This is a genomic window from Streptomyces sp. NPDC088915, assembly GCF_044749825.1.
Lineage (GTDB): Bacteria > Actinomycetota > Actinomycetes > Streptomycetales > Streptomycetaceae > Streptomyces.
Window position 1 is genome coordinate 251,909 of the sequence record NZ_JBIVIR010000010.1, and the last position, 21,676, is coordinate 273,584.

Genomic DNA, 21,676 nt, shown 5'->3' on the forward strand with positions numbered 1-21,676 from the left:
GGGCAAGAACGTCTTCGGGACGTTCCCGCGATACGGGGAAGGCGTCGAGCCAATGCTTACGCTGGCGGTATGCAGCTCAGCGTCCTGTGGGACATCGACCACACGCTCATCGACAACGCGGGCGTGAGCAAAGAGATCTACGCTGCTGCCTTCACCGCGCTCGCGGGGTTCGCACCGGACGGCCCGGCTCGCACAGAGGGGCGCACGGACCGTCTGATCATGCGGGAGATGCTTCTCCGGCACGGCGTTCCCGAGCCGCGGTGGGAACTGGTCCAGGCAGCTCTGGAGCATGCCGGGGAAGACCGCTTCGAGGAACTGCGGACACGCGGTACGGCCCTGCCGGGCGCGTCCTACGCCCTCAAGGCCGTGGCGGAGCACGAAAGCTGGGTGTCCTCGGTCCTCACGGGGAACATCGCGGCCAACGCCCGGGTGAAGCTCGCCGCCTTCGGCCTCGATCTCCTTGTCGACCTCTCCGTAGGGGCCTTCGGGTCCGACGGCGTCCAGCGTCCCGAGCTGGTGGCCGTGGCACGCGAACGCGTCCGCCTCTCCTACGGAACGGGGCAGGACCGCACCGTCGTGCTGGTCGGGGACACTCCTCGGGACATCGAGGCCGCTCTCTCCACGGGCTCTCACGTCATCGCCGTCGCCACCGGCATTCACAGCCAGGAGGAACTGGCCGCGGCCGGCGCGGCGATCGTTCTGCCGGACCTCTCCGACACCGCCGAGCTGGTGCGCCGCCTGGAGCTCATCGCCGGGCGCTGAAAACGTCCCGGGACGTCCCCGACCCGTCCCCGTACGCGGTGATGCCGTCCGCCTCCGCGCGGCCACGATCGGATCCTCAGCAGCCCACTGGCCCAGGAGGCTCACGTGATCCGCGACGTCACCGGCATCCGCAAGATCCGGATGCTGTACCTGCAGCTTCTGTACCGCTGCAACTTCTCGTGTCTGCACTGCTTCCACGGCGAACGCCTGAAGCACGCCGACGCGTTCACCGCCGAGGAGGCGATCGGCCTCGTCCGACTCATGCGCGAGGATTACGGCACGGAGGCGGTGACCCTGCTCGGCGGCGAGCCCTTCGTCCACAAGGAGCTCCCCGAGGTCGTCCTCCGCACTCGCCAGGAACTCGGGATGCGGGTGGAAATCTGCACCAACGGTTACCGAATCGAGCGCCGTCTCACCGAACTCGCCCCGTACGTCGATCTGCTGCGGGTTTCCCTGGAAGGGGTCGCCACCACCCATGACGCCATGCGCAGGCAGGGCAGCTACCACGCCGCGCTGAGCACCCTGAACCTCGCCCGGGAACTCGGCGTCACGACGGCGGCGACGATGACCGTGACCTCACGGAACATCGGTGAGGTGCTACCGCTGGCACGGATCATGCAGAGGTTCGGCGCCCGTCAACTCAAGCTCCACTGTCTCCGCCCGGTCGGCAACGCTGTCCGCCACCCCGAGCTCGTGGTCGGCGACCCGACCGCGTACACGCGCCTTCGCGAGGAACTGCGGACGGCCGGGCTGTCCATCGAGGTCAGCCTCGACGAGGACCTGTCCGAAAACGGAGCGCCGGAGATCTGCGCGCCGACCGGCGGACCACGGGAGATCGAGCGCGTCGAGGCCGACCCGCGCGGTGCCCTCACCATGTCCTGCAAGGCCGTGGGCAAGGACGCGCACGCCTTCTGGTACGAGAAGGCCGAGGGCCGCATCGTTCACCGTCCGACCGCCACCGACGAGCTCACCCTCGCCGTCCCGGACGTGGTGTACGCCCGTGTCTGACCGTCCGCTCTTCGAAGCACTGGAGGGCTTGCGCGGCAGCGGAAAATCGACCGTCGCCCCGCTGCTGGCAACGGCCAGGGGAGCCGTCCTGGTGCCCACCGTGCCGCTCTTCTACCAATCCCTGCGCCGTCGGGTGGACGGCCGGGGAAGCGTCGAGGCCCGCCTGTGCTTCTACCTCTCGGCACTCTTCACCGCCGCCGAGGAGATCCGGCACCACCTCGCCGCCGGCACCCCGGTGGTGGTCGAGAGCTACTTCGCCCGGTGTCTCGCGAACCACCAGGTCTTCGGGGCTCGCCTCGGCATCACGCTCCCGCCCGGACTGCCGCAGCCCATCACGTACCACTTGCTGTGCGCCGAGGACGAACGACAGCGACGCCTCGCTCGACGGGCCGAACCCCACTCCTCCTGGGACGCCCTGAGCGAGGAGGCCCCGGCGCGGATCACCGCCGCGTACGCCCGGTTCCCGATGCACCGGATCGACACCACCGGCCGCAACCCGGAAGAGGTCGTACGGGCGATCCTCACCACCGATCAGGAAGGGCATCACCGTGCGGACGCAGAGCCTGTGGGAACACACCCTCACGTTCTTCCCCCAGTTCCTCGCCATTCTGGAAGAACACGCGTCTCCTGACGCCACGGTCGCGGTCATCGGTGCGAGCGACGGCAAGTTCGTCCTGCCGCTCGCCGCCGCCGGACACCGTGTCATCGCCGTCGAGCGCGACCCCTTCGCCCTTCACGGAGGCGAGGTCGACCTTCCGGGTGAAAGCCGGGCTCACGCTCCGGGCCTCATGGACCGACTCGAGATCGAAGGTCTCCGCAGCCGGGTCCAGGTCATCGAGGCCGACTTCCTTTCCGCGGCACTCCCGGAGGCGTCCTGCGATGCCGTCTGGACGAGCTGCTCCTGGCACTACAGTGCCAACCACCGCAGCCCGCTCGCCGACTTCGTCGGCCGCATGCAGTCCCTCGTCCGCGAAGGGGGCTTGTTCGGAGCGGAATTCATGATGCCGGTCGAACAACACCACGCGTTCGTCGAGCACTACACCTCACCCGAGAGGCTCGCCCACCACTTCGGTGACGACTGGGGCATCCGGCTGACGCTTCGTACGAACCGGTTCACCGAACACCCTCACATCGGTCGGCCTCACGACCACACGCACCGTATGGGCCTCTTCATCGCGGCCCGTGCCGCCGAGTGACCGCACCCGACAAGGAGACATGCATGAAGCACGAGTACGAGGCCAAGTTCCTGAACATCGACGCTGCCGCGCTCAAGGACAAGCTGGCCGCCTTGGGCGCCACACAGGCACTCCCCCACACCCTCCTCACCCGCAAGATCTTCGAGAACGACGCACTCGACGGCGGCGCATGGCTCCGGCTGCGGGACGAGGGAATCCGTTCCACCCTCACCCTCAAGCAGGTCACCGACGCGACCACGATCGACGGCACCACCGAGATCGAGACCGAGGTCGGCGATCTCCACGCCATGGCCGACATCCTTCGCCGTCTCGGACTCGCCGAGGTCCGCTACCAGGAGAACTACCGCGAGGAGTGGCGGCTGGGCGAGGTCGCCTTCGACTTCGACACCTGGCCCGACCTTCCCACCTTCGTGGAGATCGAGGGCCCCGACGAGGCATCCGTCCGCCAGGCTGCCGCCCTTTTGGGCCTCGACTACGCCGAGGCCCGCTTCGGCAGCGTCGACGAGGTCTACAAGAGCGAGGTCGGCCGTGACATCCTCGCCGAGCCCACGCTCCTGTTCTCCGACGCGCAGAAGCAGGAGGGCCCTCCTGCTCCGGTCAGGGGTCAGTGAGACCCCGTCGGCCCCCTAAACCCCCACTTCCGCCACAGACCCGCAACGCCCCCACAACAGAGTCGAAAACCCGACCGCTTTCCCAACACGCCGTCGATATCCTCGTGTTGACTGTGACGGGGGTGGCGGGTCGTGGACAGAGAGCTGTACGGCCGCGAAGCGGTCCTGGACGACGGCGGGTTGGTCGCGCGGCTCTGCGGGCTCACCCGGCACGGGGTGTCGCGGGTGGCGTACGAGCACGGGGACGATCCGCCGGTCACCGTCTTCACCGGTGGGCGCGGGACCGGGAAGACCGCGCTGCTCAAAGAAGTGCGGAACCGGTACCGGGGGTACACCCCGCTCGCGCTGCTCGACTGCGCCCACGTCGAGCCGCCCGCCGATCACGGGCCCGGCTGGACCCCGCTCACCGGAGCGCTGTCCGAGCTGGCCGTGCAGTTCTCGCCCAAGGTGCTCGGGGCCGCGCCCGTGCGGTTCCCGCGGCTCTCGCTCGGGCTCGTGGCCGTCGCCGCGATCGGCTGGTCCCGGGAGGACGACGAGCGGGCCCGGCGCGACCTCCAGCGGCTCGGGCCGCTCCTCGCGACCGTCGACGCGGCCCGGGGCGCCGCCGCCCACTGGGTCGGCAAGGTCCTCACCAAGCTCGCCGCCACCTTCGCGGAGACCGCCGCCCCGCTCGCCGGGCTGCTGGCCGAGGCGACCGTCGAGACCGTCCTGGAGGAGGTGTTCGGGCGGATGCAGCGGTCCGCCGAGGGGTGGTACGGCGGATACCGCAACGCCGGGGGGCGCGGGAAGGCCGGACTCCAGCAGCTCGCCAACGACTTCGAGCAGGGCGGCCGGCGCCGCGGCGAGGCCGAGGCGTTCCTCGTCGGGGCGCTCACCGAGGACCTGCTGCACGCCTACACCGGGTTCCGGCGCGGCAGCCGCATCGGACGGCCCCTGCTCCTCCTGGACAACGCCCACGAGCCCCTCGGCCGGCAGCTCGTCGAACCGATCCTGCGCGCCCGCGCCGCCGAGGGGCGCCGGGACCGGCTCGTCGTCCTCGCCGCCTCCCGGGTCCGCGACCACGAGGCGCTGCGCCAGGCCACCCGGCTCCGGCTGCCCGAGACCGCCCACCGGGCGCCCTGCCCGCGCGGGACGAGCGTCGGCTCCGGCATCCTCGCCGTCGAGCTGACCCCGCTCTCCCCCGCCCAGACCCGCGGCGCCTTCGACCGGTACGACCCGGCCGGCCGCACCCCCGCCGAACTCCCCCGCGCCGTCCACCGGCTGACCGGCGGCCGCCCCCTGGGCGTGGTGCTGCTCGGGCGGGCCGCCGGGGAGGCCCCCGCGCACCTGAAGCCCCGCCTCACCCCCGGCGCACTGCTCGACCTGACCGTGGAGCTGCGCGAGGACGCCCCGCCGGTGCCCGTCGCCCCCGCCCTCCTCGCCGAGCTGCTGCCGGTGTCCCGGCCCGGCCCGTACGCCGTGCTCGCCGCCGCCCACGACGAGGAGTCCGCCCGGATGCTGGCCCACGCCCGGCTCCCGTCCGAGTCCCACGACGGGGACGTGGCGCTGCGCGTCCGCGACCGGCTGCGCGCCGAGGACTGGGCCGCGTCCGCGCCCGGCTCCCGGCACTTCGTCGCCGACCCGCTGCTGCGCGCGCTGCTCCTGCACCGGCTGCGCTTCGAGGACGGCGACCACCCGCGCTACGCCGCCTGGCACGCCGTCCACGAGACCCTGCGCCGGCACTACGGGCCCGGGCCCGGGCCGTACCGGCTCCACCACGACCTCGCGCTCGGCCGCACCGAGGACGCCGTCACCCACCTGCGGACCACCTTTCCCGAGCCGGACGTCCTCGGCTGGCTCGGGCGGCTGCGGTTCGTCGCCTCCGCCCCGTACCCGCGCGAACGCGGCGCGACCGGGCCCGATCCGCGCCGGGCCGTGGCCCTCGGCCGGGCCCCGGCGGGAGGCCAGGCCCCGGCGGGAGGACAGGCCCCACCAGGAGGACAGGACCCGGCCGGCGACCTCCCCGCCGGGCTCGACGCCGACGCCGTCGAGCTGCACCTCTCCCTGCGGCGGCTGCTGCACGCCGTATGGCTGCTCACCGATCCGCTCGCACTGCCCGACGACGAGGTGGCCGACCGGCTCGCGCACGAGCTGCGCCGGCTCTCCGGCCGCCACCTGTCGGGCAGCGGTTCGCTCTGGGACGCTGCCACCCACTGGCCGCGCGACATCCGCGCCTGGCGGGAGCTCTCGCTGCCGCCGGGCCGCGAGGACGGAGTCTGACGCCATGCCCGACCGCGTGACCGACCGCTCGACCGCCCGTCCGCTCGACCGGCTCCGCCGGCGCGTCCGCACCCCCCGCCAGAAGTTCTTCGCCTCCCTCGTCACGGCCGCCGTCGTCCTCGGCCTCGGCGGGTACGGCGTCGTCCGCCTCACCACCCCAGAGGACCGTTCCTGCGCGGCGGGCGTCGAGCGTCCCGCCGGCAGCGAGGAGTGCGTCGGCGTCAACGGCGACGGGCACGACTTCGGGATCGGCGAACTGGGCCCGATCGCCCGCGCCATCGGCGCCGAGAACGCCTCGCTCGAGCCCGACGACCACGTGACCGTCGCCCTCCTGCTGCCGCTGACCTCCACCGACGGCGGCATGCGCGTCAAGGTGCGGCACGAGCTGGAGGGCGCCCACGCCTACCAGTACCGCGCCAACCACGAGTCCAACGACGAGCTGCCCAAGATCCGGATCGTCCTCGCCAACACCGGCAAGGGCAACGCCCACTGGCGCGCCACCGTCGACCGGCTGATCGCCATGAAGGACTCCGCCGACCGGCTGCGGGCCGTCTCCGGCGTCGCCACCTCCTCCACCGAGGTGCGGGAGGCGGTGACCGCCCTCACCGGGGCCGGGATCGCCGTCGTCGGCACCACCATCACCGCCGACGACATCGCCAACTCCCCCGGGAACGAGCGCTTCCCCGGTCTCGCCCGCGTCTCGCCCACCAACGGCGACGAGGCGAAGGCGCTGGCCCACTTCGGGCGCGTGGACGCCACCAAGGCGCTCCTCGTCCAGGACACCCGCGGCGGCGACCACTACACGGACACCCTCAAGGCCGCCTTCGCCGCCACCCTGGAGGACAGCCCGCACGCCCCCGAGCTGTTCACCTCGCCCGCCGACCCCAACGAGGAGGGCACCACCGCCAACACCTTCCGCCAGATCACCCACCTGATCTGCGACAGCCCCGCCGAGACCGTCTTCTTCGCGGGCCGCCACACCCAGCTCCGCCAGTTCATCAACGCGCTGGGGGCGCGCGGCTGCACCGACCGGGCCTTCACCGTCCTGACCGGCGACGAGGGCTCGTACCTGGGCGCGGACGCGAAGCTCGACCGCGAGGCCCTGAGGTCGAGGCTGACCGTGCGGTACGCGGCGCTCGCCCACCCGGACGCCTGGGTGCCGGCGCAGGGGCGGAAGGTCCCGGCCACGGGCGGTTCCACCACGGCGTACGAGACCTTCCTCGGCGACGTCACCCGGGGTACGAAGCAGCCGCCGGCGCTCGCGGACGGGCAGGCGATCGTCGCGTACGACGCGATGGCGACGGCCGTCCACGCGATCCGCCAGGCGACCCCGCAGGGGGCCCGCCACCCGGCGGCGGCCGACGTGGCCGCCCAGTGGCCGCAGGTGAGGGGCTCGCTGCGGGTGGAGGGGGCGAGCGGCTGGATCTGCCTGGACAACTACGGCAACCCGTACGACAAGGCCGTCCCGATCGTGGAGCTGGCCCCGGACGGCTCCCAGCGCTTCGTCCAGATCGCCTGGCCGGAGGGGCACCCGCCGCAGTCGCCGTGCCTGCCGCCGAAGCAAAGGTGAAAGCCCTCAGGGCTCCCACTTCGGCCAGCGCGCCGCGTCCCGCTCGTACAGCTCGCGCAGGTGGAGCCAGCGCTCGGACGTCCGCTCCCGCCAGTCGGCGGGGTGGCCGTCCAGGGCGCGGGCGAGCCACTCGAAGTGGTCGTGCCAGGCGGCGAGCCGGTCGAGGCGGTGCTCCGGCGGGCCCCGCAGCTCGTTGGTGAAACGCAGCACGGTCGACCCGTCGCCGCCGGGTCCGGGTCCCGGTTCCAGGTGGAACCGGATCCGGCCGTGCGTCGGATCGACCGTGTACTCGGCCACGCTCCCGGGGTCCCAGGCGGTCACCCGCCCCGGGTCCTCGGTGTCGCCGCTGGTCAGCCGGTGGAGGACGATCCGGCCGCCGAGCCGGGGCTCCAGCGGGTCCGCCGCGCACAGCCAGCGCGCCAGGCCCTCGGGGGTGGTGACGGCCGTCCAGACCTCGGACGGCGGGTGCGGCAGCTCGACGGTGAACCGCAGCACGTGCGTGTCGCCGTCGTGGGTCTCGCTCCTGCCCCGGGACATCTCGCTCATGGTTCCAGCGTCACCCAGGGGCGGGAGCGGTGCCAGCGCGGGCGCGCCCCGGCAGGTCAGACGCCGGAGTACGAGTGCTTGCTGCTCACGAAGATGTTCACGCCGTAGTAGTTGAAGAGGAAACAGGCGAAGGCGATGAGCGCGATGTACGCGGCCTTCCGGCCCTTCCAGCCGGCCGTCGCGCGCGCGTGCAGGTACGCGGCGTACCCGACCCACGTGATGAACGACCAGACCTCCTTGGCGTCCCAGCCCCAGTAGCGGCCCCACGCGTCGCCGGCCCAGATCGCGCCCGCGATGATCGTGAAGGTCCACAGCGGGAAGATCGCCGCGTTCACCCGGTAGGAGAACTTGTCGAGCGAGGAGGCGGCGGGCAGCCGCTCCAGGACCGAGCGGGCGAAGGCGCCGGGGTTGCCGCCGGTCGCGAGCTTGTTCTCGTACGAGTCGCGGAAGAGGTACAGCAGGGTGGCGACCGCGCCGAGGTAGAAGACCGCGCCGCAGAAGATCGCGGTGGAGACGTGGATCCACAGCCAGTACGAGTCGAGCGCGGGCACCAGCTGGTCGCTGGGGGTCTTCAGCCAGGTGGTGGCCAGGCCCAGGTCGAGCAGGACGGTGGTGACCAGCGGCAGGCCGATCCAGCGCACGTTCTTCTTGGCCAGGAGGAAGCCGAGGTACGCGCCGACCGCCACCGTGGAGAAGGTGGTGGAGAACTCGTACATGTTGCCCCACGGGGCCCGCTGCACGGAGAGCGCCCGGGTGACCACGCCCGCCGCCTCGACCAGGAAGGCGAGGACGGTGAGGGAGACGGCGATCCGGCCGTAGAGGTCGCCCTCGGCCGTGCCGCCGGCCGCGCCGGGGCCGTCCGGCACGTCGCGGGTGCCGGCCGCGGACCGGGTGACGACCGTCGGCCTGTCGAGCACGGCGGTGGAGCCGGCCTGCTTGACCTGCACGGTCACGGCGGCGGCCGGGGTCTCCCCGGCCCGCGGGGTGAGGGCGGCGGCGGTGCGGCCGACCTTGCTGCGGCTGCCGAGGACCCATTCGGCGATGTGGGCGAAGAAGGCCAGGGTGTAGACGGCCATCGAGGAGTAGACGAGCAGGTCGCTCATCCGCGCCAGGCTCTCGTCGGTCGTGGCGGCGAGGATCACTTGTCAGCCTCTCCAGAAGGGGCGGGGTCTTCCGCGGAATCGGCGGGGGCGCCGGACGCGGCGGGTGCGGCCGCGGTCTCCGCGGTGGGCGGGGCCTGGGCCGTGAGCGCGACCGCGAGGTCGGCCAGCTCCTCGGGGAGCTTCGCGGACTCGCTGCGGCCGAGGCCGGCCATCTCGACGACGGTGACGCCGTCCTCGCCCCGTACGGCCCGGACCCAGATCCGGCGCCGCTGGATGAAGAGCGAGCCGGTCAGGCCGGCGATCGCGGCGATCGCGCCCGCGAGGGCGAGGCCGTTGCCCGGCTGCTGCGAGACCTGGAAGCTCGCCCACTCCTTGACGTCCTTCTCGAAGGTGATCGAGCCGGCCCCGCCGGGGAGCGTCATGGTCTCGCCGGGCAGCAGGCGCTGGGCGAGCTTGTCGCCGGACGCGTCCTTGAACTGGGTCATCTTGGACTTGTCGAGCTGGTACACGTTCTGCGGGAGGCCGGCGTTCACGCGCAGGTCGCCGTGGAAGCCGGTGAGCGCCATGACCGGGAAGTCGAGCGCCGGGAACTGCGAGAACATCGTGCCCTGGCCCGCTCCCGCGAAGGTCGGCACGAAGAAGGCCTGGAAGCCGAGCTGTTCCTTCTTGCCGTTCTGGTCGCGGTAGCCGTCCATGACCTTGATCGCGCCGGTCGACGTGATGTTGTTGTCGATCGGGAGCAGGGGCACGGCGCCGTGGAAGACGGCCTTGCCGCGCCCGTCCTTGACGGTGACGACGGGCGCGTAGCCGTGGGCGATCAGATAGACCTTGGAGCCGCCCACCTTCAGCGGCTCGTTGACCCGGATGACCGCCTTCCGGTCCGCGCCGCCCCGCGAGTAGGTGACGGCCGCCTCGAAGGTGCGGGGGGTGCCGCGCTGCGGTCCGCTCTTCTCGTACGTGCCGGTGAAGGAGTCCAGCGTGAAGCTGAACGGCTCCAGGGCGTCGGTGCCGAACAGGGAACCGGACTTGAAGTCGTCGTACTGGGTCAGCGTGTTGGAGAAGCCGTCGCCCTCGACGATCAGCTTGCCGCCCTCGGACTTGAGGAGCTGGCCCCAGGCGAAGGCGACGAGCATCACGATCAGGGCGACGTGGAAGGCCAGGTTCCCGGCCTCGCGCAGGTAGCCCTTCTCGGCGGCGACCGCGTCCCCGGCCCGGTGGGCGCGGAAGCGGCGCTTCCTCAGGAGGGCGAGCGCGGCCTCGCGGGCCTGCTCGGGCTCGGCCGCGGTGCGCCAGGTGGTGTACGCGGGGAGCCGGTCGAGGCGGCGGGGGGCGCCCGGCGGGCGGCTCCGGAGCTGGCCGACGAACTGGAGGCTGCGCGGGACGATGCAGCCGATGAGGGAGACGAACAGCAGGAGGTAGATCGCGGAGAACCACACCGAGCTGTAGACGTCGAAGAACTGGAGCTTCTCGTAGAGCGGCGTGAGCGTGGGGTGGGCGTCCTTGAAGGCCTGCACCTTCATCTCGTCCGCGCTGTTCTGCGGGATGAGGGAGCCGGGGACGGCGCCGAGGGAGAGCAGGAAGAGGAGGATCAGCGCGACCCGCATGGAGGTCAGCTGCCGCCAGAACCAGCGGATCCAGCCGACGGCGCCGAGGACGGGCCCGCCGGTGACGGCGTCGCCCCGGCCCTCCCGGTCCTCCTTGGGGGCGGTCGACAGCTCGGCACCGGCCGCCTCGTCGGCGGCGGTGCTCTCCGTCGTGTCGGTCTTGCTCATGGAACTCAGATCCCCACCGTGAAACCGTCGGACCAGCCCTGCATCGTGGCGACCATGCTGTCCCACGCTCCTGTGAGGAGCAGGACTCCGGTGACGATCATCATGCCGCCACCGATCCGCATGACCCAGACGTAGTGCCGCTTGACCCAGCCGAACGCGCCCAGCGCCTTGCGGAAGGCGAGGGCGGCGAGCACGAACGGTACGCCGAGACCGAGGCAGTACGCGAAGGCGAGCACCGCGCCGCGCCCGGCGCTGGCCTGCTCCAGGGCGAGCGCGTTGACGGAGGCGAGGGTCGGGCCGATGCAGGGGGTCCAGCCGATGCCGAAGAGGGCGCCGAGCAGCGGGGCGCCGAGCAGGCCGGCGGCGGGCTTCCGGTGGAAGCGGAACTCGCGCTGGGTCAGCCAGGGCATCAGGCCGAGGAAGAAGACGCCCATGAGGACCATGAGCACGCCGAGGACCGTGGTGAGCGTCTCGCGGTACTCCTGGAGGGTGGACCCGAAGTAGCCGAAGAGGGCGCCGCCGGAGACGAACACGGCGGTGAAGCCGAGGACGAAGAGGACGGCGCCGGTGGTCATCCGGCCCCGGCGGCTCTCGGCGAGGTCGGCGCCGGTGACCCCGGTCACGTAGCTGAGGTAGCCGGGGACGAGCGGCAGGACGCACGGCGAGAAGAAGGAGACGAGGCCGCCGAGGACCGCGAGGGGCAGGGCGAGCAGCAGGGCTCCGCTGGTGACCGTCTCGTTCACCGGCTCACTTCTCCTCGAGGAGCGGGTCGATCATCGAGCGGAGCTTCTCGTCGTCGAGGGCCATGAGGGCGCGGGCGGCGATCTTGCCCTCCTTGTCGAGGACGACGGTGGAGGGGATGCCCTGGAGGCTGAGGGTGCCCTTGGGGAAGCCGAAGAGGATCAGCTTGCCGGCGGGGTCGTAGAGGCTCGGGTAGGGGACCTCGTAGTCCTCTTCGAAGGTGAGCGCCTGCTGCTTGTTGGCGTCGCGGGTGTTGAGGCCGACGAACGCGACGTCCTTGCCCTTGAGGTCGCCCGCGACCTTGGCGAAGTGGGGGGCCTCGGCGCGGCAGGGGGCGCACCAGGAGCCCCAGGCGTTGAGGACGACGACCTTGCCCTTGAGGTCGGCGACGTCGAGCCGCTCGCCGTCGAGGGTCTCGCCGGCGAGCTTGCCCGGGGTCGCGCGCTCGCCCTTGGGGGCGGTGGAGATGCCGCCCTTGGTGGTGACGAAGTTGGTGCCGCCCCCGCCGGACGTGCCGCCGCCGCCGCCGTCGCCGTCGCAGGCCGAGAGCGCGAGGGCGGCGGTCAGCACTCCGACGGCGAACAGGGTGCGTCGAGGGGCACGGCTAAGGCTCATGTGAAAAGTTTCGCATGGGCGTTTGGGGGATCTTGGGCACCCCCCTACGTGCCCGTAAAGCACCTTGTCAAGGCTGCCTAAGCGAGGGGGGTCCCACGGGAATGATCAAGCGGCCTTGAAGAAGGCGTTCCAACCGCCGGTGGGCTTCTCCCCCACGCCCAGGCCGCGCAGCTTCGCGAGGACCTTCGGGTCCTGGACGTCGAGCCAGTCCACGAACTGCCGGAAGGAGACGAGGCGGACGTCCTTCTTCCCGGCCATTCCCTTGAGCGCCTCTTCGACGGCGTCCATGTAGATCCCGCCGTTCCACTGTTCGAAGTGGTTGCCGATGAAGAAGGGCGCGCGGTTCGTCTCGTACGCGCGCGTGAAGCCGGAGAGGTACGCCTCGGCCGCCTGCTTGCGCCAGCCCGGATAGCGCGAGGGCATGCCCTTCGTGGAGTTCTTCGACTGGTTGGCGAGCATGTTGTAGTCCATGGAGAGGACTTCGAAGGAGTGCCCGGGGAAGGGCACGGCCTGGAGGGGGAGGTCCCAGACGCCCCGGCGCTTGTCGGGCCAGGTCTGGCGGCCGCCGGGCGAGCTGGCGTCGTAGCGCCAGCCGAGCCGCTTGGCGGTGGGCAGCAGGTTGTCCTGGCCGAGGAGGCAGGGGGTGCGGCCGCCGACGAGCTCCTTGGAGTAGTCGAAGGGGAGCGGGTCGAGCTCGGTCCAGCCGCTGTTGGTCTTCCACTCCGTGACGAACTTCACGGCCTGGTCGATCTCGCTCTGCCACTGGGCCGGGGTCCAGTTGCCGACGGAGCCGGAGCCGCCGCAGAAGTGTCCGTTGAAGTGGGTGCCGATCTCGTGGCCTTCGAGCCAGGCCTGCCGGACGTACTTCAGGGTGTCCTTGATGTGGTCGTCGGTGAGGTAGCCGATGTCGGAGGCGCCGACGCGGTTGTTCGGCGGGCGGTACAGGTTCTTCTTCGCCTCGGGGAGGAGGTAGATCCCGGAGAGGAAGAAGGTCATCGCCGCGTCGTGGTTCTTGGCGAGTTCGAGGAAGCGGGGGAAGAGCCCGTTGCCGACCTCGCCGGCGCCGTCCCAGGAGAAGATCACGAACTGGGGCGGGGCCTGGCCGGGTTCGAGCGGGACGGGGGCGTCGGGCTGGTGCGGCTGCTTGCCGGTGTCGGCGGTGGAGCCGTCGCCGATGAGCCGGCCGGAGTCCTTGGTCGGGGTCGGGGTGCCCGGATCCGCCGTGGCGTCACCGCCCTTGCCGGGCCTGTCGGGTCCGGGATGCCCCGCATTGTCCTTGTTCGAAGTGCTGCACGCCGCGACGCCCATTGCCGCGGCGGCCCCAACGCCCGCCCCGAGCAGCCCCCTTCGAGTGATTCCGCTGATCTCGCGCATCTCGTCCCCATTCGCGCTGACGTATGACCTGAATGTCATCCAAACCGACAAACAGTGAGATGCAGGGAGGAACACGGGGGTTCCCGTTAAATCGCACAAAAATTTAAGGGCGTTCGGATGACATGAACATCATCCGAACGCCCTGAACCATGGCCCGTCAAGGCCGGGCTGTCCAGTCGGCGGTCCCGAGGCCCCTAACCGGCCGGTCCCGAGTCCTTGGACCGGCCGGACCCGAGTCCCCTGGACCGGCCGGACCCGAGTCCCTTGGACCGGCCGGACCCACCCGCCCCGGGCCGGCCGGACCCGCCCGCCCCCCGAAGGCCTCCGGCCTACGCCCCGAAGGCCTTCGACTTCCCCTTGACCGGCTTCGCGCCCGCGAGCAGGTGCGCCGGGACCAGGTCCCGGGCCGGCTCGCTGTACCCCACCGAGACGATCTTGTCGCCCCGGTACGTGAACGAGGTCAGCGACGCCAGCGTGCACTGCCGCCGCCGCGGGTCGTGCCACAGCCGCCGCTTCTCCACGAAGCTGCGGACGATCCAGATCGGCAGCTGGTGGCTGACGCAGACCGCCTCGTGGCCCCGGGCCGCGTCCTTCGCCGCGTCGAGCGCGCCCATCATGCGGACGACCTGCTCGACGTACGGCTCGCCCCAGGACGGCTGGAACGGGTTGGTCAGGTGCTTCCAGTTGGCCGGCTTGCGCAGCGCCCCGTCGCCGACGCCGAAGGTCTTGCCCTCGAAGACGTTGCCCGCCTCGATGAGGCGCTCGTCACTGGCCAGGTCCAGGCCGTGCGCCTTGGCGATCGGCGTGGCCGTCTCCTGCGCCCGCTCCAGCGGGGAAGCGACGACGTACGTGACGTCCCGGCCGGCCAGGTGCTCCGCGACCCGGTCCGCCATCTGCCGGCCGAGCTCGGAGAGGTGGTAGCCGGCGCGGCGCCCGTAGAGGACGCCGTCGGGGTTGTGCACCTCGCCGTGGCGCATCAGGTGCACCACGGTGATGTCGTCGTCGCCCTTCGCCCGCGCCTGCACCCGGTCCTCGGGCGTGGTGGCGGACCCGGTCGCTACCTCGGTGCCGCTGAGGCCCCCGGCGCCGGTGGCGGTCACGGTCTCGGTGCCGGTCACGGCCTCCCCCTCCGTACGGTCGTCCTTCGCGTCGCTCACGCCGTGGCCTCCGCGGCGGCGCGGGCGGCGGCCGGCAGGGCGGCGGCGATCCGCTCGACCGCCCGCTCGTCGTGCGCGGTCGACACGAACCAGGACTCGAACGCGGACGGCGGTAGGTACACCCCGTCGGCCAGCATCGAGTGGAAGAAGGCGTTGAAGCGGAAGGCCTCCTGCTTCTTCGCCTCGTCGTAGTTCCGCACCTCGTCGGCGGTGAAGAACACCGAGAACATGTTGGAGGCGGTCTGCAGCCGGTGCGCCACGCCCTCCTTGGCCAGCGCGTCCGTGACCAGGCTCCGGATCTCCGCCGAGACCGCGTCCACCTTCGCGTACGCGGCGTCGTCGAGCAGCCGGAGCTGCGCGAGCCCGGCGGCGGTCGCGACCGGGTTCCCGGAGAGCGTGCCCGCCTGGTAGACCGGGCCCGCCGGGGCCAGGTGGCCCATGACGTCGGCGCGGCCGCCGAACGCGGCGGCCGGGAAGCCGCCGCCCATGACCTTGCCGAAGGTCAGCAGGTCGGGCTTGACGCCGTCGACGCCGTACCAGCCGGCCTTCGAGGTGCGGAAACCGGTCATCACCTCGTCCGAGACGTACAGCGCGCCGTGCTCCCGGCACAGGTCCGCCAGGCCCTGGTTGAAGCCCTCGGCCGGCGGGACGACGCCCATGTTGCCCGGTGAGGCCTCGGTGATGACGCAGGCGATCTCGCCCGGGTGCGCGGCGAACGCGGCCCGCACCGCCTCCAGGTCGTTGTACGGCAGCACGATCGTGTCGCCGGCCTGCGCGCCGGTCACCCCGGGCGTGTCCGGCAGCGCGAAGGTGGCGAGGCCGGAGCCGGCCGAGGCGAGCAGCGCGTCCACGTGGCCGTGGTAGCAACCCGCGAACTTGACGACCTTCGCGCGTCCGGTGAACCCGCGGGCCAGCCGGATCGCGGACATCGTCGCCTCGGTGCCCGAGGAGACCAGGCGCACCTGCTCGACCGGCTCCACGCGCGCGACGATCTCCTCCGCGAGCGCCACCTCGCCCTCGCCGGGGGTGCCGAACGAGGTGCCGCGCGCCACGGCGGCCTGCACGGCGGCGGTGACCTCCGGGTGCGCGTGGCCGAGGATCATCGGCCCCCACGAGCAGACCAGGTCGACGTACTCCCGCCCGTCCGCGTCGGTGAGGTACGGACCGGAACCGGACACCATGAACCGGGGCGTTCCGCCCACGGCCCGGAAGGCACGCACGGGTGAGTTCACGCCGCCGGGCGTCACGAGGGAAGCGCGGTCGAAAAGCGTCTGTGAGACTGGGGCTTCGTATGAATACGGCACTGTGATCCTGACCTGCGAGAACGACTGAGGGCACGACATCGGGAACGGAGGGACGGCGTGGGCATCCCCTGTATTACGCCGGGGCGTACGCCCTCCGCGTCTGCGAAACTGGGGCGTCATAGGGATGGCTCACGGAATCCATGGTGTCAGAGGCCACGGCGTTCTCGCGGACGGGTGTTTCGCCGTACGAGCGCGGGGGAGGTCACTGTCACGATGATCGGGTTGCGCGGCGGGGTCGTGTTGCCGAGAAAAAGCAGTCGGGTGGAGATATGCATCGCGGTGGCGGACCGGGCGAGGGGACGGACGACCTGGGTCCGGAGTCTGCCCGGCGGGGAAGGCACCGGCGCCGGCGGACCGAAGACCCGAGCCCGGACGCTCCGGGGAAGCAGGGAGGCCCGGAGGCTTCGCGGAAGCAGGGAGGCCCGGGCGCTCGGGACGAGCGGGACGCCGTGGGCGGGAGGGGCCGGTTGGGGGTGACGTACAAGTACTTCGGCGCGCCCGACGGCGCCACGGCGGCCCGCGTGCCGATCTCGATGCGCCCCGAGGAGCTCGGCGGCGACGAGCTCGGCATGGGCGGCATGTTCACCAAGATCAAGCCGGAGACCATAGCGGCCATGGTCCTCACCGGCATCCAGGGCATGCCCCTGCACAAGGTGCCCCCGCTGGAGCTGGTGGTCCTGCACCCCGACTACGCGGTGGTGAAGCTGCCGATGACCGTCGTCGACCCGCTGCGCGCGATCGGCGAGGAGTCGGTCGGCGCCGCCGCCTTCATCTGGTCCACGGTCCCGGACCGCGGCGGCCCCCGCGACGCCTTCGACGTCTACCAGCTGCTCCACGAGTGGCAGGACTTCTCGGTGCGCCTCCACGAGGCGGGCCACCAGCCGTACTGCCTGGTGTGGCCGTAGGACGATCCGCCCGGTTGACGGGGACGGGAGGGGCAGGACCCCGTCAGGGCCGGTCCTCCGTCTCGGTGGCCTTCGCCGCGTCCGCCTCCTCGGCGGCCCCGGCCGCCTCCGCCTCCTCCGCCGCCCTCGCGCGCTCGGAGGCCAGTTCGCGCGCGGAGGCCAGCCGGTAGGGGACGTCGACGACCACGACGTTCTTCATGAACAGCAGCCGGGCCTTGAGGCGCAGGGCGCTCTGGTTGTGCAGCGGCTGCTCCCACCAGTGCCCGACCACGTACTCGGGGATGACCACCGAGACGACCGAGTCGCCCCTCCGCTCCGGCGCCTCCCGCACGTGCCGCAGGACCGGCTGGACGATCGAGCGGTACGGGGAGCCGAGCACCCGCAGCGGCACGTCGATGCCGTGGGCCTCCCAGGACGCGCGGAGCACCTCCGCCTCCGCCGGGTCCTCGGCGACGGTGACGGCCGTGAGCGAGGCGGGCCGCAGGGTCTTCGCGTACGACAGGGCGCGCAGGCTGGGCGCGTTGACCGAGGCCACGAGGACCAGGACGTGGTTCCCGGCGAGGACGCGGGGCCGCTCGTCCGGGCCGACGGCGACCTCGGCGGCGACGGCCTCGTAGTGCCGCCGCACCCCCTTCATCCCGGCGTAGAGCACCGGCATCGCGAGGACGACCAGCCAGGCGCCGTGGGTGAACTTGGTGACGAGGACGATGACGAGGACGACCGCCGTCAGGCAGGCACCGAAGGCGTTGATCGCGAGGCGGCGGTGGAGGACGTGCCGGGCCACGCCCCCGGCGGGCCTGGCGAGTTCTCGCCGCCAGTGCTTGACCATGCCGGCCTGGGAAAGGGTGAAGGAGACGAAGACGCCGACGATGTAGAGCTGGATGAGGCGGGTCAGCCGGGCGTCGAAGGCGACGATCAGGGCGATCGCGGCGAGCGCGAGGAGGACGATGCCGTTGGAGTGGACGAGCCGGTCGCCGCGGTGGAAGAGCTGGCGGGGCGCGTAGCGGTCCCGGCCGAGGACGGAGGCGAGCATCGGGAAGCCGTTGAAGGCGGTGTTGGCGGCCAGGACCAGGACGCCGGCGGTGACGGCCTGGAGCGCGTAGAAGAGGACGTGCCAGTCGCCGAAGGTGGCCCGCCCGATCTGGGCGAGCGCGGTGGACGTCGGGGTGCCCGGGGCGAGCCCCAGCTCCGTGGGGTCCTCCGCGACGTGCACCTCGTACACCATGGCGAGCACGGTGATCCCGGAGAACATGATCACGGAGAGCCCGCCCATGATCGCCAGGGTGGTGGCGGCGTTGCGGCTCTTGGGCTTCGCGAAGGCGGGGACGCCGTTGCTGACGGCCTCGACACCGGTCAGCGCGGTGCAGCCGGAGGCGAAGGCGCGCAGGCCGAGCAGGACGAGCGCGAGCCCCGAGTAGGCCGAGACCTCCTTTACGGGCAGGCCGGCGGACTCGGCGCGGATCGTCGCGCCGCTCGCCATCCGCACGGCGGCCACCGCGAACATCAGGTGGATCACGCCGATGAAGGCGTAGGTGGGGAGGGCGAACCAGCGCCCCGACTCGCGGACCCCGCGCAGGTTCAGCCAGGTGAGGACCACCACGAAGAACACCGACAGGGCCACCGCGTGCCCGTCGAGCGCGGGGGCGGCGGAGGTGAGGGCGGCGACCCCGGAGACGACGGAGACGGCGACGGTCATCACGTAGTCGATGAGCAGCGCCGAGGCGGCGGTGAGCGCGGCCCGCTGCCCGAGGTTCTCGGCGGAGACCACGTAGGCCCCGCCGCCGCCCGGATAGGCGTGGCAGGTCTGCCGGTAGGAGGCGATCACCACCAGGAGCAGCACGACGATGCCGGCCGCCGCGTACCAGGCCAGATGGAGCACGGCCAGGCCGCCGAGGGCCAGGATCAGCAGGATCTCCTCGGTGGCGTAGGCGACCGAGGAGAGCGGGTCGCTGCAGAAGATCGGCAGTGCGACCCGCTTCGGCAGCAGGGTCTCCCCGAGCCGCCCGCTCTCCAGCGGACGGCCTACGAGCAGGCGTTTCACCGCACTTCCAGCTCTCATAAGTGCTGAAGTTAGGACGAATGGTATGTAATGCGCGGAAGCCGCGCCCTGGGGGAAGTCCCCCACACCCTGTGGACACGCCTGTACGAGGAGGACCCGACGCGTGAGCGGAGTACGAATGGCCGGCGAACCCATGCAGATCGGCGAGGTCGCCGCACGGACCGAGCTGCCCCTGCGCACCATCCGGCAGTACGAGGACAGCGGCCTGGTCGTCCCGTCGGCGGCCTCCCCGGGCGGCTTCCCCCTCTACACGGACGAGGACGTGTCGCGGCTCATGGTGGTCCGCCGGATGAAGCCGCTCGGCTTCACCCTGGACGAGACCCGCGAACTCCTCACGGCCGTGGACCGGCTGGCCGCCGACCGCCCCGGCACGGACACCGAGCTCGACCCGGACGAGCGGACCGCGCTCGTGTCCCGCGTCCGCCGCTACGAGCAGGCCGCAGCCGAGCGGGTCGCCGAACTGCGGGCGCAGCTCACCCGCGCGGAGGAGTTCGCCCAGTCCCTGCGCACGCGGTTGGCGGCGGCGCCGGCCTGAGCCGAAACGCCTCTCCTCTGGAGTTCCCCTTCTCAGGAGCTCCCTTCCTCAGGGTGCGAGCGCCTCCGCGAGGTCGCGGAAGAAGCGGGCGTACGCGGCGGCGCTGGGCGGGGTCTCCGGGTTCCAGGGGGCGAGCCGGACCCCGCCGGGCAGGGCGTACGGGGGCGTGGCGTGGTCCCGGTTGTCGAAGAGGACCAGGTCGGGACGGAGCCCGGCGGCGTGCTCCCAGCCGGTGGTGAGCCAGTTGGCGCCGGGGCCGGGGCCCGGGTCGAGGAGCCGGACGCCGAGCCCGGCGAGCCACGCCAGCTCGGGCCAGGCCTGCGGGCGGGCCAGGTGCACCTGGTCGGGCCCGGCCCCGGAGAGCGCGAGCACTCCGAGCGCGCTGCGGGCCGCCGCCTCCCGGAGCGCGGCCTCGGCGGCCTCGAACTCCGCGAGGGCGGCGCCCTGACCGGGCCCGACGGCCGGGCTCACGGTCACCGGAGTCACGATCTCCGGCCCCACGGCGTCGGAACCCACGACCACGGGGTTCGCGGCCCGGGGCCCGGGGACCACCGGATCGGCGTCCGCAGGGCTCACGTCCATCGGGCCGGTGACCACCGGGCCCACGTCCACCGGGCCCGTGACCCGCAGCCCGGCGGCCAGCGCGGCGAACCGGTCGAGGATGGCCGGCAGGTCGAGCTCGCCGCCGACGGAGAGGGCGACCAGCGGCACCCCGAGCCGCTCGACGAGCGCCGCGTCCAGCGCGTACGGGCTCTTCCCGTCGTACGTCACGTCGACGACGACGTCCGGCCGCAGCTCCCGCAGCACCGCCTCGTCCAGGCCCCGGCCCGGCCCGAGGTAGGGCACCCCGACCGCCTCCAGGACGCCCGCCTTCGCCGGGTCGTACACGTCGCCGTCGTGCCCGGAGCCGTACACCGCGACCGGCGTCACCCCCAGGTCGTACAAGGCGGCCCCGGCCCGTACGTACGCGACCACCCGCCCCGGCGCCCGGGCCGCCCCCGACTGCGCGCCCCTGTCGTCCGTGAATCCCCATGCCTGTGTTCCGGACATGCGGCTGCTCCCTCCCCGGCCGGAATCTCCCTGTTCCGCCACCTTGGAACGGTTGTCCGGCCCGCACAAGAGGGCGTGCGCCCGGCGCACGCCGTCCCGGCCGGAACTCCGGCCCCGGCTCCCCCTGCCGGAAGGGCGCCGGGGGGTGTTAACTGAACGCGTCGGGAGGAAGCAGTAGGAATCGCCACGCCGTCGTGCGGGCGCGCCCCCGCCGGGACGCACCGCGTACGGGCGGCCCTCACGCCCTGGAGTGAGCCATGCCCTTGCCCGGCCGGTTCTCCGACCCCCGTGCGATCACGCTCTTCGGCCTGCTCGCCGTCTCGACGGCGACGGGCCTGGCCCTGGGCCTGCGCGCCCGCCGCGACCGGGCGGACGCCCCGCTGGAGCGCGTCTGGCACCCGCAGGAGTCGGTCCCGCTGACGCCCGCCGAGGAACACGCCTTCGGCGAGGTCGTCTCCCGCCTCTCCCCCGGCTCGACGGGCCGCCCACGCTGATCACCCCGGTGCGCCCCACCGGAGCTCTACCAGGCGCGGGGGTCGCGGCCGGTCGTGGCGAGCAGGCGCTCGAAGGCGGTGGCGTCTCCGGGCAGGCCGACGGCGTCCCCGAAGACGCCCATCTTCCGGGCCGTCGGGGCCATCGCCTCCACCTCCCCGGCGAGCCCCGCCACCACGGCCGGGTCCGGGGCGAAGGTCCGGCCGGTGGCGCGGGCCAGGTCCCAGACGTGCACGGTCAGGTCGAGCAGCACCATGCAGCCGACCGTCCGCGCGGGCAGCCCCAGGGCGCCGGACGTGCCCTCCTCGGCGCCAGGCGCCGACCACGCCTCGACCAGCTTCCCGGTCTCCGCCCCGAACGCCTCGCGCCAGCCGGCCGCGGCGACCCGGTCCGGGGTCTCGGAGAAGTCGGGCGTCCCCTTGGCGGCGAGGACCTGGAAGTTCACGACGACGGAGAAGAGGTGGTTGAGCAGGGCGCGCACGTCGTACTCGGCGCAGGGCGTGGGCGCGCCGAGCGAGGCGTCGTCGATGCCGCCGACCACGGGGACGGCGTCGGCGGCGGCGGTGCGGAGCAGGTCACCGATGCGGAGCTGGGCCTCGTTCGTCATGATCCCGACG

21 protein-coding genes are annotated in these 21,676 nt (G+C 72.3%); 10 read left to right on the forward strand and 11 right to left on the reverse strand.

All coding sequences use genetic code 11. From position 1 onward, the window contains the following. Positions 1 to 69: 69 nt before the first annotated feature. The 7 genes from ACIP5O_RS20285 (at position 70) to ACIP5O_RS20315 (ending at position 7,406) form a co-directional block, all read left to right on the forward strand. Positions 70 to 762 (forward strand): HAD family hydrolase, encoded by a 693-nt coding sequence (locus ACIP5O_RS20285; protein WP_401295124.1) that lies wholly within the window; start codon positions 70 to 72, stop codon positions 760 to 762. A gap of 105 nt (positions 763 to 867) precedes the next feature. Further along, positions 868 to 1,770 (forward strand): radical SAM protein, encoded by a 903-nt coding sequence (locus tag ACIP5O_RS20290; RefSeq protein ID WP_401295126.1) that lies wholly within the window; start codon positions 868 to 870, stop codon positions 1,768 to 1,770. Beyond that, positions 1,763 to 2,401: a hypothetical protein gene (locus tag ACIP5O_RS20295; protein WP_401295128.1), complete on the forward strand. Its 639-nt coding sequence runs from the start codon at positions 1,763 to 1,765 to the stop codon at positions 2,399 to 2,401. The genes ACIP5O_RS20290 and ACIP5O_RS20295 overlap by 8 nt, the downstream gene beginning before the upstream one ends. After that, positions 2,319 to 2,966, forward strand: coding sequence for a class I SAM-dependent methyltransferase (locus tag ACIP5O_RS20300; RefSeq protein WP_401295130.1), 648 nt, complete (start codon positions 2,319 to 2,321; stop codon positions 2,964 to 2,966). Before ACIP5O_RS20295 ends, ACIP5O_RS20300 begins: the two co-directional genes overlap by 83 nt. 23 nt (positions 2,967 to 2,989) lie before the next feature. Continuing rightward, on the forward strand, positions 2,990 to 3,577 hold the full coding sequence (locus ACIP5O_RS20305) for a class IV adenylate cyclase (RefSeq protein ID WP_401295132.1): 588 nt from the start codon (positions 2,990 to 2,992) through the stop codon (positions 3,575 to 3,577). Between the two features lie 132 nt (positions 3,578 to 3,709). After that, positions 3,710 to 5,836, forward strand: coding sequence for a hypothetical protein (locus ACIP5O_RS20310; protein WP_401295134.1), 2,127 nt, complete (start codon positions 3,710 to 3,712; stop codon positions 5,834 to 5,836). A 4-nt stretch (positions 5,837 to 5,840) separates the two neighbouring features. Then, positions 5,841 to 7,406: an ABC transporter substrate-binding protein gene (locus ACIP5O_RS20315; protein ID WP_401295136.1), complete on the forward strand. Its 1,566-nt coding sequence runs from the start codon at positions 5,841 to 5,843 to the stop codon at positions 7,404 to 7,406. A gap of 6 nt (positions 7,407 to 7,412) precedes the next feature. Here ACIP5O_RS20315 and ACIP5O_RS20320 read toward each other — a convergent pair whose 3' ends face one another. The 8 genes from ACIP5O_RS20320 to hemL all read right to left on the reverse strand — a co-directional run bounded on the left by ACIP5O_RS20320 (position 7,413) and on the right by hemL (position 16,018). After that, positions 7,413 to 7,952 (reverse strand): SRPBCC domain-containing protein, encoded by a 540-nt coding sequence (locus ACIP5O_RS20320; protein ID WP_401295138.1) that lies wholly within the window; start codon positions 7,950 to 7,952, stop codon positions 7,413 to 7,415. Between the two features lie 56 nt (positions 7,953 to 8,008). Next, complete coding sequence (gene ccsB / locus ACIP5O_RS20325) at positions 8,009 to 9,094, reverse strand: c-type cytochrome biogenesis protein CcsB (protein ID WP_401295140.1); 1,086 nt, start codon at positions 9,092 to 9,094, stop codon at positions 8,009 to 8,011. After that, complete coding sequence (locus tag ACIP5O_RS20330; RefSeq protein ID WP_401295142.1) at positions 9,091 to 10,827, reverse strand: cytochrome c biogenesis protein ResB; 1,737 nt, start codon at positions 10,825 to 10,827, stop codon at positions 9,091 to 9,093. Before ACIP5O_RS20330 ends, ccsB begins: the two co-directional genes overlap by 4 nt. Before the next feature lie 5 nt (positions 10,828 to 10,832). Beyond that, complete coding sequence (locus tag ACIP5O_RS20335) at positions 10,833 to 11,570, reverse strand: cytochrome c biogenesis protein CcdA (protein WP_356544245.1); 738 nt, start codon at positions 11,568 to 11,570, stop codon at positions 10,833 to 10,835. A 4-nt stretch (positions 11,571 to 11,574) separates the two neighbouring features. Further along, positions 11,575 to 12,183, reverse strand: a complete 609-nt coding sequence (locus ACIP5O_RS20340) for a TlpA family protein disulfide reductase (protein ID WP_401295144.1) — start codon at positions 12,181 to 12,183, stop codon at positions 11,575 to 11,577. A gap of 105 nt (positions 12,184 to 12,288) precedes the next feature. Next, positions 12,289 to 13,557, reverse strand: a complete 1,269-nt coding sequence (locus ACIP5O_RS20345) for a hypothetical protein (RefSeq protein WP_401295146.1) — start codon at positions 13,555 to 13,557, stop codon at positions 12,289 to 12,291. Positions 13,558 to 13,886: 329 nt separating this feature from the next. Next, positions 13,887 to 14,534, reverse strand: a complete 648-nt coding sequence (locus ACIP5O_RS20350; RefSeq protein ID WP_401295251.1) for a histidine phosphatase family protein — start codon at positions 14,532 to 14,534, stop codon at positions 13,887 to 13,889. A gap of 176 nt (positions 14,535 to 14,710) precedes the next feature. Further along, positions 14,711 to 16,018 carry a glutamate-1-semialdehyde 2,1-aminomutase gene (gene hemL, locus ACIP5O_RS20355; RefSeq protein WP_401295148.1) on the reverse strand — a complete coding sequence of 436 codons (1,308 nt, stop codon included), beginning with the start codon at positions 16,016 to 16,018 and terminating at the stop codon, positions 14,711 to 14,713. A gap of 269 nt (positions 16,019 to 16,287) precedes the next feature. On the opposite strand from hemL, the gene ACIP5O_RS20360 reads away from it, so the two are divergent. Then, positions 16,288 to 16,923 carry a hypothetical protein gene (locus tag ACIP5O_RS20360; protein ID WP_401295150.1) on the forward strand — a complete coding sequence of 212 codons (636 nt, stop codon included), beginning with the start codon at positions 16,288 to 16,290 and terminating at the stop codon, positions 16,921 to 16,923. Between the two features lie 43 nt (positions 16,924 to 16,966). Here ACIP5O_RS20360 and ACIP5O_RS20365 read toward each other — a convergent pair whose 3' ends face one another. Beyond that, positions 16,967 to 18,982 (reverse strand): APC family permease, encoded by a 2,016-nt coding sequence (locus ACIP5O_RS20365; RefSeq protein WP_401295152.1) that lies wholly within the window; start codon positions 18,980 to 18,982, stop codon positions 16,967 to 16,969. A gap of 118 nt (positions 18,983 to 19,100) precedes the next feature. Here ACIP5O_RS20365 and ACIP5O_RS20370 point away from each other — a divergent pair, with 118 nt between their 5' ends. Next, entirely contained in the window at positions 19,101 to 19,517 is a 417-nt protein-coding gene (locus tag ACIP5O_RS20370; protein ID WP_356544354.1) for a MerR family transcriptional regulator, read from the forward strand. A gap of 48 nt (positions 19,518 to 19,565) precedes the next feature. On the opposite strand, the gene ACIP5O_RS20375 is transcribed toward ACIP5O_RS20370, so the two are convergent. Further along, on the reverse strand, positions 19,566 to 20,567 hold the full coding sequence (locus ACIP5O_RS20375; protein WP_401295154.1) for an ABC transporter substrate-binding protein: 1,002 nt from the start codon (positions 20,565 to 20,567) through the stop codon (positions 19,566 to 19,568). Between the two features lie 257 nt (positions 20,568 to 20,824). On the opposite strand from ACIP5O_RS20375, the gene ACIP5O_RS20380 reads away from it, so the two are divergent. Then, positions 20,825 to 21,061, forward strand: coding sequence for a hypothetical protein (locus tag ACIP5O_RS20380; RefSeq protein WP_401295156.1), 237 nt, complete (start codon positions 20,825 to 20,827; stop codon positions 21,059 to 21,061). Between the two features lie 26 nt (positions 21,062 to 21,087). Here the strand turns inward: ACIP5O_RS20380 and ACIP5O_RS20385 are convergent, their stop codons facing one another. Beyond that, a complete protein-coding gene (locus ACIP5O_RS20385) occupies positions 21,088 to 21,666 on the reverse strand; it encodes a TIGR03086 family metal-binding protein (protein WP_401295158.1) in 579 nt (192 codons plus the stop codon). Positions 21,667 to 21,676 lie beyond the last annotated feature (10 nt).

Excerpts from the sequence above, each read along its gene's own strand:
- ACIP5O_RS20305 (WP_401295132.1), top strand. The coding sequence starts at position 2,990 with ATGAAGCACGAGTACGAGGCCAAGTTCCTGAACATCGACGCTGCCGCG.
- ACIP5O_RS20385 (WP_401295158.1), bottom strand. The coding sequence starts at position 21,666 with ATGACGAACGAGGCCCAGCTCCGCATCGGTGACCTGCTCCGCACCGCC.
- ACIP5O_RS20380 (WP_401295156.1), top strand. The coding sequence starts at position 20,825 with ATGCCCTTGCCCGGCCGGTTCTCCGACCCCCGTGCGATCACGCTCTTC.
- ACIP5O_RS20315 (WP_401295136.1), top strand. The coding sequence starts at position 5,841 with ATGCCCGACCGCGTGACCGACCGCTCGACCGCCCGTCCGCTCGACCGG.
- ACIP5O_RS20370 (WP_356544354.1), top strand. The coding sequence starts at position 19,101 with ATGGCCGGCGAACCCATGCAGATCGGCGAGGTCGCCGCACGGACCGAG.
- ACIP5O_RS20320 (WP_401295138.1), bottom strand. The coding sequence starts at position 7,952 with ATGAGCGAGATGTCCCGGGGCAGGAGCGAGACCCACGACGGCGACACG.
- ACIP5O_RS20330 (WP_401295142.1), bottom strand. The coding sequence starts at position 10,827 with ATGAGCAAGACCGACACGACGGAGAGCACCGCCGCCGACGAGGCGGCC.
- ACIP5O_RS20365 (WP_401295152.1), bottom strand. The coding sequence starts at position 18,982 with ATGAGAGCTGGAAGTGCGGTGAAACGCCTGCTCGTAGGCCGTCCGCTG.
- ACIP5O_RS20360 (WP_401295150.1), top strand. The coding sequence starts at position 16,288 with ATGCATCGCGGTGGCGGACCGGGCGAGGGGACGGACGACCTGGGTCCG.
- ACIP5O_RS20285 (WP_401295124.1), top strand. The coding sequence starts at position 70 with ATGCAGCTCAGCGTCCTGTGGGACATCGACCACACGCTCATCGACAAC.
- ACIP5O_RS20350 (WP_401295251.1), bottom strand. The coding sequence starts at position 14,534 with ATGCGCCACGGCGAGGTGCACAACCCCGACGGCGTCCTCTACGGGCGC.
- ACIP5O_RS20340 (WP_401295144.1), bottom strand. The coding sequence starts at position 12,183 with ATGAGCCTTAGCCGTGCCCCTCGACGCACCCTGTTCGCCGTCGGAGTG.
- ACIP5O_RS20375 (WP_401295154.1), bottom strand. The coding sequence starts at position 20,567 with ATGTCCGGAACACAGGCATGGGGATTCACGGACGACAGGGGCGCGCAG.
- ACIP5O_RS20345 (WP_401295146.1), bottom strand. The coding sequence starts at position 13,557 with ATGCGCGAGATCAGCGGAATCACTCGAAGGGGGCTGCTCGGGGCGGGC.